The sequence below is a fragment of the Saccharothrix syringae genome (genome assembly GCF_009498035.1).
GTDB classification, from domain to species: Bacteria; Actinomycetota; Actinomycetes; order Mycobacteriales; family Pseudonocardiaceae; genus Actinosynnema; species Actinosynnema syringae.
This window is the reverse complement of record NZ_CP034550.1, coordinates 5,701,314-5,715,421: the sequence shown is the minus strand read 5'-3', so window position 1 is coordinate 5,715,421 and position 14,108 is coordinate 5,701,314. Positions and strand designations below refer to the sequence as shown.

The following is a 14,108-nucleotide window of genomic DNA, read 5'->3' as shown; positions in this document are numbered from 1 at the left end:
CACCCTAGGCCCGCGGACGCCGGCCTGCCCGATGCGCGGCGGGGCGGTCCCCCGTGCGGGGGAGCGCATCCGAGGGTGCGCTCGCCGGCCCACGCGACGCGCTGCTGGCCTCCGCGCGGGGAACGCGCCAGTGGCCGACCCGCCCGCCGGCGATCTTGCCCGCCGGCGAGACCACCCGCCGGCGAGGCCGTGTGCCGGCGGCCCCGCGTGCTCGCGATGAGCCGGCCTCAGGAGGTGAACGACACGCACCCGGCCGGGAACCAGCCGGTCCAACCCGGGGGAACGCGTCGGACACCGTCGCGTAGTACGCCTTGCCGTCGCTGCTGCCGAAGTGCACCTGCAACGTGGCGTTGCGCGCGGCCAGGTCGGCGCTCGCGGCGAGCCCGGCGTCACCGTCGAACTGGTAGCGCACCCCCAGGCAGACGCGACTGCGGGCGTTCTCCGGGGCGGCGGCGCTGAAACTGGTGAACTTCCGCTCGACGCCGACCGCGAAGGGGTCCTCGGTGGTCGCGGTGAAGGCGATGTCGTCCCGGCCGAAGAAGCCCTTCACCGCACCCGCCCACGCGCCGCCGAAGGCCGCGTGCCGTCGCGCTGCTTCGACAGCGGCCGCCAGGTCGGGCCAGGCCGACCAGGGCGAACAGCCGGGCCTGGTCGCCCACGCCCAGGCCGCGCTGCCGGGCCACGACCTGGGTGCGGGCGGCGATGATGGCCGCGGCCTTGCCCACCGGCGCGCCGGCGCCGGTGTCCGGACCGGCGCCGTCGAGCGCGGCGGTCAGCTCGTCGGCGAAGTCCCGCGTCGGGAACACCGCCGTGAGGGTGTCGTGGGCCGCGGCGTGCCGCCGCGGCCCACGCGGCCCAGGCGCGCCACCACCCCGCTCAGCGTCCCGCCGAGTGCCGGCGTCGCGACCAGTGCCCCGACCCGACGCCGTGCCGTGGAACGGCTCGTGGTCACCCCTCGTGTCGCGCCTGCCGGCGGCGACCGCGGCGGGGGAGGGCAAACCGGACAGCGGCCGGAAGCGGCCGGCGGTGGTCCGGACCCGTTGGCGGGCAACGGATCCGGACCACCGCGGCTGAACCCGGCCCAGTCGCGCCGCGGCGATTCCGAGCATCAGCCGGTTGCTAGATCCAGCCCAGTCGGGCCGCGGCGATCCCGAGCGTCAGCCGGTTGCTCGCCCCGGCCCGTTCGGCCAGCTTCTCCATGTGCCTGCGCACCGAACGCGCGCTGAGCCCGAGCACCCGGGCGATCGACTCGTCCTTCAACCCCTGCGCCGCCAACCTCAGGATGCGCGACTGCATCGCGGGCAGCGCGGTCCCGCAGTCGCGGTCGTCGCCCAGCGGCACCGCCCCCGCCCACAGCCGCTCGAAGTAGTCGACCAGCACCGACACCGCGCGCGGCGCCCGCACCAGGACCGCGCCCGGGGCGCCGGCCAGGCACAGCAGGACCACGTCGTCGGCGATCAGCAGCCCGGTCGGCGGCTGCTCGCGCGTGAGCCGGTACTCCTCGCCGTTCGCGACGGCGCGGGCGATGGAGGCGCCCACCTCGTCGTGCTCGATCGCCGAGCGGGTGCAGATGCCGCGCCGCCGCACGCCCGCCGGCCCGGCGCGGTCGACCGCGGGCGTCGACCCGTCGTGCGCGGTCACCCACCGGCACTCCCGGCGGGCGTCGCGCACGAGGTCGCCCCGCAGCCGCGAGATCTCCGCCTCGTCGGTGACCAGTCGCGTGCCCGCGTGCCCGCCGCGGGCCGTGGCCGGTTCCGCCTGCACGACGTCCAACTGCTCCAACACCGTTCCCCCAGTGATCGTCCCCCCGGTGCGCCGCTCCCCGTGCGGCGCATGATCGGCAGATTAGGCCCCTCGCACGCCCACCGTCCACGACGCGGTGCCGCGGCGGCGAAGCGATCTTCAGGTGATCATCAGGTGCGTTCCGGCGCCGGCGTGGGAGGCTCGTACGTGTCCTCGCCGCCGCCCCGACACCCGTTCCCCGTCCGCCCGCCCGCCGCGGTCGGGTGTGAGCCGTGACCGCCGGCAACAACAACACCGTCGTGCTGGTCGTCGAGGACGACGACGCCGGCTCGGTCGCCGACGTCGCCTCGTGGCTGCACGGGCGGGTCGACGGGTGGCCCGCGCCGGACGTGCTGCTGATCGGCGTCGTGGTGGGGGAGCTGTTCGACAACGCCCGGCGGCACGGCTCGCCGCCCTACGTCATCGAGCTGGTCCTGGACCACTGGCACGAGGCCCTGGTGGTCAGCGTGTCCGACCGCGCCCTGCACGGGCCGGGGCCGTGGTGGCCCGCCGGGGGACTGCTGCTGGTCGACGCGCTGTCCGAGCGCTGGGGCGTGGAGTCGCAGGGACGCAACACGACCGTGTGGGCGGAAATCCTCTTCGAGAGCTGAAGCACCTCCCTGAAACCGCTGCTCAGGCGGTGTCGCACCCGATTTTGGGTATTCAGCCCTCTTAATCACTTCAGTGTTGCCTGAAAGCAACACTCTACGGCGTGTCGGTGTCGGCGAAGAAGAACAGCCAGGACGATCGAGTCCTTTGTGGACCATTGTGCGGGACCGCCTGGTCCCGCACCCGGGCAGGGGCTCCTCGGCTACAGCCGCCCGTACAGGCGCGGGTCGCCGGACCCGGTGAAGTAGGCGGTGAACAGCCGCTCGGTCGCGTCGAGGGGCAGCGGGGTGCCGTCGTGTTCGAGGGCCTGCTGGATGACCGGGAGGTCGCCCGGGTGGGCGCCGAGGGCGATCACGACCTCGGCCACCTGCTCGGCCTTGACCTGCGTGCCGATGCCGCGCAGGCACTCGCGCACGGCCAGTGCGTCGGCGTGGGCGATGCGCCGTCCCAGTTCGGCCGTGCGTCGGGGGTCGGCGGCGAGTGCCGTGGCGAAGCCGGTGCCGGTGACCTCGTCGCGCGCGGGGTCGCCGAAGTCGGCGACGAGCACCAGTGAGAGCACTTCGTAGGCGGATCGGACGCGTTCGGCGCCGATGGCGCCGGGGTCGAGGCGGAAGCGGTGGACCAGTCGTTCGGCGGCGGCCAGCACGTCGCGTCGGCGCACGATCCCGTCGGCGTTGGCGTCGAACAGCCGCAGCCTGCGTGCGTACCGCGCGACCAGGTCGCCTTGTGCCGTGACCATCGTCGTTCACGGTGCCACAGGGTGGATGCCGTCCGTGGCGGACGGCGTCGCCACACCCCGAAAGGATGAACTGCGGGTTACGTGGCGACGCGTAGTGCGTACGCGGCGATCTCGTGCTTGAAGGCCACTCGTGGTGCGCTGGTCATCCGGAGTCCCGGCAGGGTGAACAGCCTGGTCGGGGACACGTCGGTCTCCAGGACGGCGAGGTGTGCGCCGGGGCGGTGGTGGGGTGGGTGCGCAGGGTGTCGTCGGTGAACAGGTGCCGGGCCGAGGCCACGACGAACGCGCGTGCCGCCGCGGGGGGTCTTGCGCGTCATGTGGGCCCCGTTCCGTGTTGTCCGAGCCCGGGGCCGGGGTGGTGTGGCGTTCCACCTCCTGGTGGCGGTGTCGTGGGGTGGTTCGTTCGTGCACACTGGGTGGTGCGGTGCTTCCCCCGCCGCCGAGTCGATGGGGGATGGCATGACCAGGTACCGGGAGGCGTTGGACGCGGCGGCGCGCGGGTGGCCGGTGTTCCCGTTGCGGCCGCACGAGAAGGTTCCGGCGCTGCGGGGGTGGGACCACGAGGCCACCACGGACCGTGACCGCGTTCGGGCGTGGTGGGCCCGCCGGCCCTGGAACATCGGGATTTCCTGTGGTGCGGCCGGTCTGCTGGTGGTGGACCTGGACCTGCCGCACGGGCGTGAGGCGTTCGCCCGGCGGGCGTGGCAGCACGGTGCGGAGGATCCTCGTGACACCTACACCGTGGCGACGGCGGGTGGGGGAGAGCACCGGTATTTCGTGGCGCCGGAGGTGCCGTTGGGCAATACGGTGGGCAGGATCGCCCCGCAGGTCGACACGCGGGGTGTCGGTGGTTATGTGGTGGCGGCCGGTTCCCGGGTGGGGCGGGGTCGCTACCGGGTGTTGCGCGACCTGCCCGTGGCGCCGGTGCCGGGGTGGTTGGTCGAGTTGCTGGCCCCGCCGCCGCCCGAGGATCTCGTCGTTCCGGTCCAGCGCCCGTCGCCACGTCGGGTCGGTGCTTATCGCGATGCGGTGTTGGCCGGTGAGCTGGACCGGGTGCGCGGGGCTCGTCCCGGGGTTCGCGCGCACGTGGTGTTCACGGCCGCCTGTCGGGTGGGTGAGTTGGTGGGTGCGGGGTGGTTGGACGAGCGCACGGCGGTCGACCTGCTGCTCGGCGCGGCTTCGGGGCACAACGGTGTGGAGGGGTGGAGCGAGCGCGAGGCCCTGCACCACGTCGACAACGGCATCGCGTTGGGGCGTCGTCGTCCGAGGGTGTTGCGCTGAGGGGAAATTCGGTCGACAACATGCAGGTAAAAGGCTGCACAATGGGCGGGTGAATCCCGACACCGTCCTGCGGCAAGACGCCTCCATCGGTTCCGCCCTGCCCTTCCTCGCCTGACCGAAGGGGGCGTTCCGGACGGCGGTCCGGAACGCCCCCACCCCCAGGCCCCTCGGTTCGAGCGGATGACGTGCGCCCGGGGCCGCCAGTCCTCGGCGGCCGCCCCGTTCCCCGGCGCGCCCGAACTGCCCGACGTGGTGGACGGCGCCGCCGTGGTGGTCAGCGCGATCCGGCTCTCCACGCCGTGCACCGCGGTCCCGGCTGATCCCCCCGGTCGCGCGGTGGCCCGCGGCGTGACCACGCGGGGCGACGCCGAGGTCCCCGGTCGACCGCCCGCGAATCCGCCTGCGAATCCGTCGGGGAACCGCCGGACACCCCGCCGGTCGCGGTGACCGCCCCGGCCGCCGGCACCACGGCCGGCCCCGTCGGGGTCGCTACCCGCGGTGACTTCCCACGCCCCATGCCGTGCCTCCCGCCTGTCCGGTCGATCCGCCGGAAACCGTGCCGGGCGCCGGCGCCGGACGGCCGGATCCCGGACGGCGAACCGGTTGAGACGCCGGACGGTGCAGCGTGCCGGCGGTAGATTGGCCGCGGTGTCCGGGCTGTCCGGGGATGCCCCCGGCCGAGCGGAGAGGCACGGGCGATGACCGAAGCCGGTCGCACGGCGATCACCCGGTTCGTCGACGAGCTCAAGCGGCTGCGCAGGCTCGCGGGGGACCCGTCGCTCAACCGGCTGGCGGCGTTGACCGCCGACCTGGACCACCCGCTGCCGCGCTCCACCATCAGCGACAAGCTCAACGCCCGCTCGCTGCCGGAGTGGGAGTTCGTCGCCTCGTTCGTCACCGCCTGCGCCGCCCACGCCGGGCAGCTCGGCGCGCCGCTGCCCCCGGAGGTGGCCGACCCGGACCGCTGGGCCGATCGGCACCTGCGGATGCTGCGCGCGGTCGACGGCGCCAACGCCGCGGGCCGGCTGGCGGCCTCCGCCCGCGCCGGGCTGGAGCGGCACGTCCCCGCCGCGGTGCCCAGGCAGTTGCCCGCCGCGCCGCGCCACTTCGCCGGGCGGCAGGCCGAACTCGCCGTGCTGGACCGCGTCGCCGAGCAGGTCGGCGCGCCGGGCGGCACGGTGGTGGTCTCGGCGCTGGGCGGCACGGCCGGCATCGGCAAGACCGCCCTGGCGCTGCACTGGGCCCGCCGCGCCGCGGACCGCTTCCCCGACGGCCACCTCTACGTCAACCTGCGCGGCTACGGCCCCGGCGCGCCGCTGACGCCGACCGAGGCGGTGCGCGTCCTGCTCGACGCCTTCGCCGTGCCACCGCCGGAGGTGCCCACGACCCTCGACGGGCAGACCGGCCTGTACCGCAGCCTGCTCGCCGGTCGGCGGGTGCTGGTGCTGCTGGACGACGCGCGCGACGCCGAGCAGGTCCGCCCCCTGCTGCCCGGTTCGGCGGGCTGCCTGGTCCTGGTCACCAGCCGCGACCGGCTGGCCGGCCTGGTCGCCGTCGAGGGTGCCCACCCGCTGCGCCTGGACCCGCTGACCCCGGCCGAGGCCCGCACCGTGCTCGCCGACCGCGTCGGGCCGCACCGCGTGCACGCCGAACCCGACGCCGCGGACCGGATCACCGCGGCCTGCGCCGGGTTGCCCCTGGGGCTGGCGATCGTGGCCGCCCGCGCCGCCTGCCACCCCGACTTCCCGCTGGCGGACCTGGCCGCCGAGCTCACCGCGGGCCGCGGCCTGGACGCCTTCGCCGGCACCGACCGGGCGGTGGACGTGCGGACGGTGTTCTCCTGGTCCTACCGCGCCCTCGACCCCGCCACCGCCCGCCTGTTCCGGCTGCTGGGCCACCACCCCGGTCCCGACGTCGGCACCGCCGCCGCGGCCGGCCTGGCCGCCACCGGGACCCGCGAGGCGCGCCGGCTGCTGCGCGAGCTGGCCGACGCGCACCTGCTCACCGAGCACCGGCCCGGCCGCTTCGCCTGCCACGACCTGCTCCGCGCCTACGCCGAGGAACTGGCCGAGGACCAGGACGGGGCCGAGGGCCGCGCGGCGGCCACCCACCGGCTGCTCGACCACTACCTGCGCACCGCCGACCGCGCCTCCCGCCTGCTCGACCCCTACCGGGCGGCGCTCGACCTGCCCGAACCCGCGCCCGGCTCCGCCCCGGAACAGCCGGCCGACACCGAAGGGGCCCTGGCCTGGTTCGCCGCCGAGCGCCGGGTGCTGCTGGCGCTGCTCGCCCGCGAGCACCCCGGCTTCGAGGCGCACGTGCACCGCCTGGCCCGGGCGCTGTCGGCCTACCTCTACCGCGCCGGGTACTGGCCCGACTGGGTCGCCGCCGAGGAGACCGCGCTGCGCGCCGCCCGGCGCGGCGGCGACCGCCGCGACCAGGCCCAGGCCCACCGCGGCGTGGCCCGCGCCTACCTGCGGCTCGACCGCGAGGACGAGGCCCTCGACCAGCTCCGGCAGGCCCTGGAGCGCTACGCCGACCTCGACGACCGGGTCGGCCAGGCCCACACCCGGCTCAACCTCGCCGAGGTCTGCGACCACGCCGGCCGCCACGCCGAGGCCCTGCGCCACGCCCGGTCGGCCCTGGACGACTACCGGGCCGCCGACCACCGCGCCGGGCAGGCCAAGGCGCTCAACAGCATCGGCTGGACGCTCGGCCGGCAGGGGCGCCACCGCGAGGCCGTCGACCACTGCCGCGAGGCCCTCGCCCTGCAACTGGGCCTGGGCGACCGCGACGGCGCCGCCGACACCCTCGACAGCCTCGGCCACGCCTACCACCAGCTGCGCGACCACGACCAGGCCCGCGCCTTCTACCAGGAGGCGGCCCGGTTGTACCGGGAGACCGGCAACCGGCCCGAGGAGGGCCTGACCCTCGACCAGCTCGGCGACGTCGTCGCCGCCGCGGGCGACCTCGACGCCGCCCGGCACACCTGGCGGCGAGCGGCCGACCTGCTCGAACGCGTCGGACCGGCCGAGCGGGTCGACGCCATCCGCGCCAAGCTCGCCCGCTGACCCGCCGCCCGGCGGCGGGTGCTCAGCGGTGCCGCCCGGCGGCGGGGTGGTCGTGCCGGAGTCGGCGGACCCGCTCCTCGGCCGGCCGGTCGAGGTCGGGGCACAGGGTGGTGTCCCGCTCGAACGTGGGGTCGGCGCGGACCTCGAAGGCGACGAGGTCGTCGGTGTCGTCGAGGTTGACCGCGACGTGCGGGAGCCCCGGCGGCATCCACACCACCGAGCCGGGCCGGTGCGGCACGGGCCGCAGCTCGGGCCCGCACAGCGAGGCCGCCACGCCGCTGCACACGTGGACGACGATCTCGGACCGGGGGTGGACGTGCGGCTTGGTGTGGTGCCCGGCCGGCATGCGCACCACGCCGGCGCCCAGTTGCCGCACCGGGGCCACTTCGGAGTGCAGGGCGCGGACCGGCACCTGTCGCCGCACGCCCTGCGCGCGGGCCGGTTCCCCGGCGACGTCGACGTGGAACTGCCGCCGCCCCGTCGTGTCGTGCCTGCTCACGCGGATCACCTCCGTGCTGTCGGGAGAGGACACCACCGGGTGCCGCCACCGGGGTGCCCGGTGACGCCGCGTCCATGAGCGGCCCGGTTCACGTCCGCCGATCGGGTGACGCGTGCCTTCCGGTCCGCCGGTCACCGCCCGGCGCGGCGCCGCTCGCCCAGCCGGCGCAGCACCGCGATCGCCCGCAACCCCACCGACGGCAGCACCGCACCCGCCCGGGCCATCACCGCCCGGTGCGCCGGCAGCGCCCGCACCAGCCGCCGCCCGTCCAGCATCCCCACGGCCCGCTCCGCCACCCGCGCCGCCGACAGCAGCCCGCCCGCCGAGGAGAACAGGATCGCCGAGTCCGGGTCGGACCGGACCCCGCGCACCATGTCGGTGTCCGCCGCGTCCGGGCAGCACGTGAGCACCCGCACCGGCACCCCCTCCCGCCGCAGGTCGCCCTCCAGGCTCAACCCGAAGTTCAGCACCGCCGCCTTGCACGCCGCGTACACCGCCAACCCCGGCACCGGCCCCAGCGCCGACATCGACGACACGTTGAGCACCGTGCCCCCGTGCCCGCGCATCGCCTCCACCGCCACCCGGCTGCCGTGCACCACGCCCAGCACGTTGACCTCGACCAACCGCCGCACCGCGGCGTCGTCGTGCTCCCACGCGGGCCCCGTCGCCAGCACGCCCGCGTTGTTCACCCACAGCACCAGCCGCCCCAGCGCCGCGGCCCGCGCGGCGACCTCCCGGTGCGCCGCCGGGTCCCGCACGTCGGCCACCACCCCGTGCCCGCCCAGGCCCTCCGCCACCGGCACCACCGCGTCGTCGACATCGGTCAGCAGCACCGAGAACCCGCGCCCCCGCAACCGCCGCGCGATCTCCAGCCCGAACCCGCGCGCCGCCCCCGTCACCACCGCCACGTCCACCCGGCGACCCTAGCCGCCACCCGCCGCACCCGCCCGACCACCGCACCGCCGGACCGGGGCTCAGCCGACCGCGGAGCGCTCGACCGCCAGCGGCGGCGCGGTCAGGGTGATCGTGTCGGGCGGTTGCCACCGCGCCGGCACCAGGTGCAGCCGCTCGACCCCCTCCACCGCGGCCGGTGCGACGGCCGCCAGGCAGGCGCAGGACTCCCCGGTGTACCCGGCGAAGCGGTAGGCCACCTCCATCACCCGGTTGCGCGCGGTGCGGCGGAAGTCCGCGACCAGGTGGACACCCGCCAGGGCGGCCTGGTCGCCCAGCCAGGCCAGGACCGTCCCGCCCGCGCCGAAGGACACCACCCGGCAGGAGGTGGCCAGCAGCTTCAGGTGCCAGTACCCGGCCCCGACCTCCAGCAGCACCACGCCCACCGCGCCGTGGGGGCCGAACCGGTCGCCCATGCCGACCACCAGCACCTCGTGCCGCGGGTCGGCCACCAGGGCCCGCAGGTCGGCGTCGGAGTAGTACACCCCCGTGGCGTTCATCTGGCTGGTGCGCAGCGTCAGCTCCGACACGCGCGACAACCGCTCCCCGTCGGCCCGCTCGATGCGCATCCACAGCCGCAGCGAGCGCAGGAACTCGGCGTCCGGGCCGGTGAACGCCTCCTGCGCGGCCTCGCGGCGGAAACCTGCCTGGTACATCTCCCGCCGCCGCCGCGAGTCCGCGGTGACCGCGGCGGGGCTGAACTCGGGCCGGTCCGGCAGCGACAGCGCGTCCTCGGCCCGGTAGCACCGCACCGCGGGCGCGCGCGAGGCGACCTCGGCGCGTTCGGCCGGCTGGTCGTCGACGAAGGCGATGGTGTCCTGCGCGAACCGCAGCCTCTCGGCCACCGCCAGCACCGAGTCCGACTTGCGGCCCCAGTTGATGTGCGGCAGCACGAAGTACTCCGCCAGGCCCAGCTCCTCCAGCTTCGCCCACGCCAGGTCGTGGTCGTTCCTGCTGGCCACGGACTGCAGGACGCCGCGGGCGTCCAGGGCCAGGACGACCTCGCGGACGCCCTCGACCAGGTCGACCCGCCCGTCCTCCAGCAGGGTGCCGCGCCAGAGCGTGTTGTCCAGGTCCCACACCAGGCACTTCACCGGCGTCGGTCGGTCGGTCACGGTCCATCCCCCCGTTCGGCCGCCACCCGGGGGCTCATCGCCCGCGACCGGCGTGGTCGGCCAGGATCAGTCGGCAGATCTCGCTGCTGCCCTCGATGATCTCCATCAGCTTCGCGTCCCGGTACGCGCGCGCCACCACGTGGCCGTCCGAGGCGCCGGCGGAGGCCAGCACCTGCACGGCCGAGGCGGCGCCGCGCGCGGCGTGCTCCGCGCCGACGTGCTTGGCCAGCACGGTGGCCACCACCACCTCCGGCGACCCCGCGTCCCAGCAGCGGCTGGCGTGCTCGCAGGCGCGGGTGGCGACCTGCTCGGCCGCGTACAGCTCGGCCAGGTGCCCGGCCACCAACTGGTGCCCGGCGATCGGCCGGCCGAACTGCTCGCGCGACCGGGCGTGCGCCACCGCCGCCTCCAGGCAGGCGCGCAGGATGCCGACGCAACCCCACGCCACGGAGAACCGCCCGTAGGCCAGCGCCGCGGTCACCAGCAGCGACACCGGGTTCCCGGCCCCGCGCAGCACCGCGCCCGCGTCCAGCCGCACCCCGTCCAGCACCACGTCGGCGTGCCCGGCGGCCCGGCAGCCCAGCGGGTCGGGCACCCGCTCGACGCGGACACCCGGCGCCGTCGTGGGCACCACCACCACGGCGGCGCCGTCGCCGTACCGGCCGAAGACCGCCACGAGGTCGGCGTAGGCCGCCGCGGTGATCCACTTCTTCCGCCCGGTGACGACGACCTCGTCCCCGTCGCGCTCGATCACCGTGCCCATCGCCGACAGGTCGCTGCCCGCCCCGGCCTCGCTCATGGCCACCGCGGCCAGCTGCCCGCCGGTCAGCGCCGGCAGCCAGGTCCGCCGCTGCCCCTCGTCGCCGAAGCGCTCGATCGTCCACGCCGCCATGCCCTGCGAGGTCATCACGCTGCGCAGCGAGCTGCACCGGGAGCCCACGTGCGCGGTGAACTCGCCGTTGGCCAGGCTGGTCGCGCCCGGCCCGCCGTGCTCGGGACCCACCTGCGCGCACAGCAGGCCCTGCGCACCCAGCTCGCGCAGGACCTCCCCGGGCAGCTCGCCCGCGAGGTCCCACGCCCGCGCCCGGTCCCCGACGAGGGCGTCGACCAACGCCCGCCCGTCGGCGTCCGGCTCACGCACCGCGCAGCCGCAGCACGAGCCCGGTCATCGAGTCGACGGACCGGAAGTTGTCCATCCGCAGGTCGTCGCCCACGACCTCCACCCCGAAGGACTGCTCCAGGTAGACGATCAGCTCCATGGCGAACATCGAGGTCACCAGGCCGGTGGCCAGCAGGTCGTGGTCGGCCGCCACCCGGACCTTGATCCGGGCCTCCAGGTGGTCGAGCAGGACCTCCCGCACACCGTCACCGGTGACCGCGGTCGCCCCGGCGGTCTGGTCAATGGTCACGACAGCGCCTTTCCGTAGTCGTAGAAACCCCGTCCGGACTTGCGGCCCAGCTCGCCCGCCCGCACCTTGGCCAGCAGCACCTCGCTGGGCCGGCAGCCCTCGTCGCCGGTGCGCCGGTGCAGCACGGTGAGCGAGTCGACCAGGTTGTCGATGCCGATCAGGTCGGCCGTCCGCAGCGGACCCGCCGGGTGGCCCAGGCAGTTCTGCATGAGCGCGTCCACCGACTCCGCGTCCGCGACGCCCTGGCCGACCAGCCGGCTCGCCGCGTTGATCATCGGGTGGAGCAGCCGGCTGGTGACGAACCCGGGGGAGTCGCGCACCACGATCGCCTCGCGTTCGAGCGCGGCGAGCACGTCGACCGCCGCGGCGAGCGTCCGGTCCGAGGTGCGCGGGCCGCGCACCACCTCGACCGTCCTGATCAGGTAGGTGGGGTTCATGAAGTGCGCGCCCACCAGCTCCTCGCCCCGCGACACCCACCCGGCCATCTCGCCGATCGGGATGCCGGAGGTGTTGGAGACCACGGGCGTGCCCGGCGCCACCGCCGCCGACGCCTCGCCCAGCACGGCCCGCTTGACCTCCGGCGACTCGGTCACCGCCTCGATCACCGCCGAACAGCCCGAGACCCCGCCGATCGCGGTCGTCGTGGTCAACCCGCCCCGGGCGGCCCCCCGCGGCAGCGCGCCGAGCAGCTGACCGTGCCGCACCTGCCGGTCGATCGCGGTTCGGGCCCGCTCCAGCGTGGCGTCGTCGACGTCCACGAGGACCACGGGCACCCCGTGCCCGATCGCGGTGGTGGCGATGTTGGTGCCCATGACGCCTGCGCCCAGTACGGCCAGGCGATGACTCCCGTGGTGGGTCACTGAACCTCCGCGCGATTGGCGTGCCGATTCCGCAGCCGCCCCGGAATCCCCGGGCACGAGTGCTCCCGGTGCCGCCGACGATAGCGCCGGCCGGTGCGCGGCATGACCCCTGACAAACCCCATCCCCTGTTCTTCCGCTATTGACCCGGCGCCATCTTGGGAACGGGGGAGCGGGCCGGATACCCTCGCGCCATGGCCAATCAGGTGGAACTTTCCCCAGGGCTGCTCGACTACATTCGGGAGGTTTCCCTGCGGGACGACCCGGTGCTCCGGGAATTGAGGGAGGAAACCGCCGCGCTGCCCGCGGGCGCGGCGATGCAGGTCATGGCCGAGGAAGGGCAGCTGCTCGCCCTGCTGGTGGCCGCGACCGGCGCCCGGTCGGTGCTCGAAGTGGGCACCTTCACCGGCTACAGCACCCTGTGCCTGGCCCGCGCGGTGCCCGCGGGCGGCCGGGTGACCACCTGCGACGTGGTCGAGAAGTGGCCGCGGATCGGCAGGCCGCACTGGGAGCGGGCCGGGGTGGCCGACCGCATCGACCTGCGCCTCGGACCGGCCGCCGACACCCTGCGGGAGCTGCGCGCCGAGCGCGGGCCCGCGTCGTTCGACCTCGCGTTCATCGACGCGGACAAGGCCAACTACCGCGTGTACTACGAGCACGCCCTCGACCTGGTCCGGCCCGGCGGACTCGTCGTCATCGACAACACCCTGCTCTTCGGGCGCGTCCTCGAACCGGCCGCCCAGGACCCCGACACGGTCGCCATCCGGGAGCTCAACGCCTTCATCGCCACCGACCCCCGGGTCGAGCCGGTGCTGCTGCCCCTGGCCGACGGCGTCACCCTGGCCCGCCTCGTCGACGCCTGACCCGCAGGCACATACCCGACCCGCAGGTGGAAGCCCGACCTGCTGCCCGGCCCGCCGGCACACGCCCGGCCCGCTGCAGACGCCCGACCCGCCGGCAGACCCCCGGCCCGCAAGTGAACGCCCGACCCGCCGCCACACGCCCGACCTGCCGGCAGAGTTCAAACCTGCCCGCCGGGGGCCGACCCGCAGGCAGGCGCCCCGACCCGCCGGTGCAGACCCGACCGGGCGCGACGGGGTGGACGGGAAGCCCGTCCACCCCGCCGCGCCCGGTCCCCGCCCCTCAGGCCGGGAAGGTCCACCTGGTCGCGGTGCCGAACCGCGGCGCCTCCCAGCCGAGCACCTTCTTCGGCGTCAGCCGGTACCCCGGGCCGCCGTAGCCCTGCGGGGTGAACACCCCCTCGTCGGTGGCGACGGTCCGGTGGCTGTACTTGGCGAGGTAGCCGTCGGCGATCACCTGCAGGTTCTCCTTGCCGAACAGCCGCTCGACCCGCCCCTCGACGATGACCACCTCGTCACCGCTCTCGGTGTGCAGGATCGCCCGGCCGTCCTCCTGCAGGTGCTCGGTCATCCGGTTGACCGTGGAGAACCAGAAGGTGCCGTTGGTCCAGAACCCCCACATCGGGCGGCACACCGGCATGCCGTCCGGGCCGGGCACCGCCAGCCAGAAGTTCCGCGCCCCGCTCAGGCGCTCGTCGGCCCACGACCAGTCCAGCGACGGACCTGTCGCGGTGTAGCTGAAGATCCAAGCCGGTTCGGTGACCGGGGTCGGGCTTGTCACGACGTCGGATGCCGTCATCGGCTTCGCTGTCCTTAACGGTCGGGCCGAGCTGTGTCGGCGGGCGAAGTGCTTGCGGATGTCCCGTCTTTTCCCGGCCCACGCTAGCGCCGGGCCGGACCGTGGCTACCCCTAACAGTCCTCATTTCGCCGCCC

14 protein-coding genes are annotated in these 14,108 nt (G+C 75.3%); 4 read left to right on the top strand and 10 right to left on the bottom strand.

All coding sequences use genetic code 11. From position 1 onward, the window contains the following. Window positions 1–4: 4 nt before the first annotated feature. Both EKG83_RS24615 and EKG83_RS24610 read right to left on the bottom strand, forming a co-directional pair. Window positions 5–550 carry a phosphatase PAP2 family protein gene (locus EKG83_RS24615; RefSeq protein ID WP_033432429.1) on the bottom strand — a complete coding sequence of 182 codons (546 nt, stop codon included), beginning with the start codon at window positions 548–550 and terminating at the stop codon, window positions 5–7. A 569-nt stretch (window positions 551–1,119) separates the two neighbouring features. Continuing rightward, window positions 1,120–1,782: a helix-turn-helix transcriptional regulator gene (locus EKG83_RS24610; protein WP_153278349.1), complete on the bottom strand. Its 663-nt coding sequence runs from the start codon at window positions 1,780–1,782 to the stop codon at window positions 1,120–1,122. A gap of 233 nt (window positions 1,783–2,015) precedes the next feature. On the opposite strand from EKG83_RS24610, the gene EKG83_RS24605 reads away from it, so the two are divergent. Further along, window positions 2,016–2,393 carry an ATP-binding protein gene (locus EKG83_RS24605; protein WP_033432430.1) on the top strand — a complete coding sequence of 126 codons (378 nt, stop codon included), beginning with the start codon at window positions 2,016–2,018 and terminating at the stop codon, window positions 2,391–2,393. A 200-nt stretch (window positions 2,394–2,593) separates the two neighbouring features. On the opposite strand, the gene EKG83_RS24600 is transcribed toward EKG83_RS24605, so the two are convergent. After that, a complete protein-coding gene (locus tag EKG83_RS24600) occupies window positions 2,594–3,130 on the bottom strand; it encodes a hypothetical protein (protein ID WP_033432431.1) in 537 nt (178 codons plus the stop codon). Window positions 3,131–3,589: 459 nt separating this feature from the next. Between EKG83_RS24600 and EKG83_RS24595 the strand changes: the two genes are divergently transcribed. After that, a complete protein-coding gene (locus EKG83_RS24595) occupies window positions 3,590–4,411 on the top strand; it encodes a bifunctional DNA primase/polymerase (protein WP_063741376.1) in 822 nt (273 codons plus the stop codon). Window positions 4,412–5,109: 698 nt separating this feature from the next. Then, complete coding sequence (locus EKG83_RS24590) at window positions 5,110–7,482, top strand: ATP-binding protein (RefSeq protein ID WP_033432433.1); 2,373 nt, start codon at window positions 5,110–5,112, stop codon at window positions 7,480–7,482. A 22-nt stretch (window positions 7,483–7,504) separates the two neighbouring features. Here EKG83_RS24590 and EKG83_RS24585 read toward each other — a convergent pair whose 3' ends face one another. From EKG83_RS24585 to EKG83_RS24560, 6 genes are all read right to left on the bottom strand, one after another. Next, on the bottom strand, window positions 7,505–7,981 hold the full coding sequence (locus EKG83_RS24585) for a cupin domain-containing protein (protein ID WP_153278348.1): 477 nt from the start codon (window positions 7,979–7,981) through the stop codon (window positions 7,505–7,507). A 131-nt stretch (window positions 7,982–8,112) separates the two neighbouring features. After that, window positions 8,113–8,895 carry an SDR family NAD(P)-dependent oxidoreductase gene (locus tag EKG83_RS24580; protein ID WP_033432435.1) on the bottom strand — a complete coding sequence of 261 codons (783 nt, stop codon included), beginning with the start codon at window positions 8,893–8,895 and terminating at the stop codon, window positions 8,113–8,115. Between the two features lie 60 nt (window positions 8,896–8,955). Continuing rightward, window positions 8,956–10,047, bottom strand: a complete 1,092-nt coding sequence (locus tag EKG83_RS24575; RefSeq protein WP_033432436.1) for an HAD-IIIC family phosphatase — start codon at window positions 10,045–10,047, stop codon at window positions 8,956–8,958. 34 nt (window positions 10,048–10,081) lie between these two features. Continuing rightward, window positions 10,082–11,188 carry an acyl-CoA dehydrogenase family protein gene (locus EKG83_RS24570; protein WP_051766250.1) on the bottom strand — a complete coding sequence of 369 codons (1,107 nt, stop codon included), beginning with the start codon at window positions 11,186–11,188 and terminating at the stop codon, window positions 10,082–10,084. Further along, window positions 11,181–11,456: a phosphopantetheine-binding protein gene (locus EKG83_RS24565; protein ID WP_033432437.1), complete on the bottom strand. Its 276-nt coding sequence runs from the start codon at window positions 11,454–11,456 to the stop codon at window positions 11,181–11,183. Before EKG83_RS24565 ends, EKG83_RS24570 begins: the two co-directional genes overlap by 8 nt. Continuing rightward, entirely contained in the window at window positions 11,453–12,439 is a 987-nt protein-coding gene (locus tag EKG83_RS24560; protein WP_170191877.1) for a 3-hydroxyacyl-CoA dehydrogenase family protein, read from the bottom strand. Before EKG83_RS24560 ends, EKG83_RS24565 begins: the two co-directional genes overlap by 4 nt. A 69-nt stretch (window positions 12,440–12,508) precedes the next feature. Here EKG83_RS24560 and EKG83_RS24555 point away from each other — a divergent pair, with 69 nt between their 5' ends. Continuing rightward, the gene (locus EKG83_RS24555; RefSeq protein WP_033432439.1) at window positions 12,509–13,177 is read left to right on the top strand and encodes an O-methyltransferase; all 669 of its coding nucleotides are present in this window, start codon (window positions 12,509–12,511) and stop codon (window positions 13,175–13,177) included. Window positions 13,178–13,457: 280 nt separating this feature from the next. On the opposite strand, the gene EKG83_RS24550 is transcribed toward EKG83_RS24555, so the two are convergent. Further along, window positions 13,458–13,973: a pyridoxamine 5'-phosphate oxidase family protein gene (locus EKG83_RS24550; RefSeq protein ID WP_033432440.1), complete on the bottom strand. Its 516-nt coding sequence runs from the start codon at window positions 13,971–13,973 to the stop codon at window positions 13,458–13,460. Window positions 13,974–14,108 lie beyond the last annotated feature (135 nt).

Coding starts and splice junctions, on each gene's coding strand:
- EKG83_RS24600 (WP_033432431.1), bottom strand. CDS start 3,130: ATGGTCACGGCACAAGGCGACCTGGTCGCGCGGTACGCACGCAGGCTG.
- EKG83_RS24595 (WP_063741376.1), top strand. CDS start 3,590: ATGACCAGGTACCGGGAGGCGTTGGACGCGGCGGCGCGCGGGTGGCCG.
- EKG83_RS24590 (WP_033432433.1), top strand. CDS start 5,110: ATGACCGAAGCCGGTCGCACGGCGATCACCCGGTTCGTCGACGAGCTC.
- EKG83_RS24560 (WP_170191877.1), bottom strand. CDS start 12,439: ATGGGGTTTGTCAGGGGTCATGCCGCGCACCGGCCGGCGCTATCGTCG.
- EKG83_RS24555 (WP_033432439.1), top strand. CDS start 12,509: ATGGCCAATCAGGTGGAACTTTCCCCAGGGCTGCTCGACTACATTCGG.
- EKG83_RS24550 (WP_033432440.1), bottom strand. CDS start 13,973: ATGACGGCATCCGACGTCGTGACAAGCCCGACCCCGGTCACCGAACCG.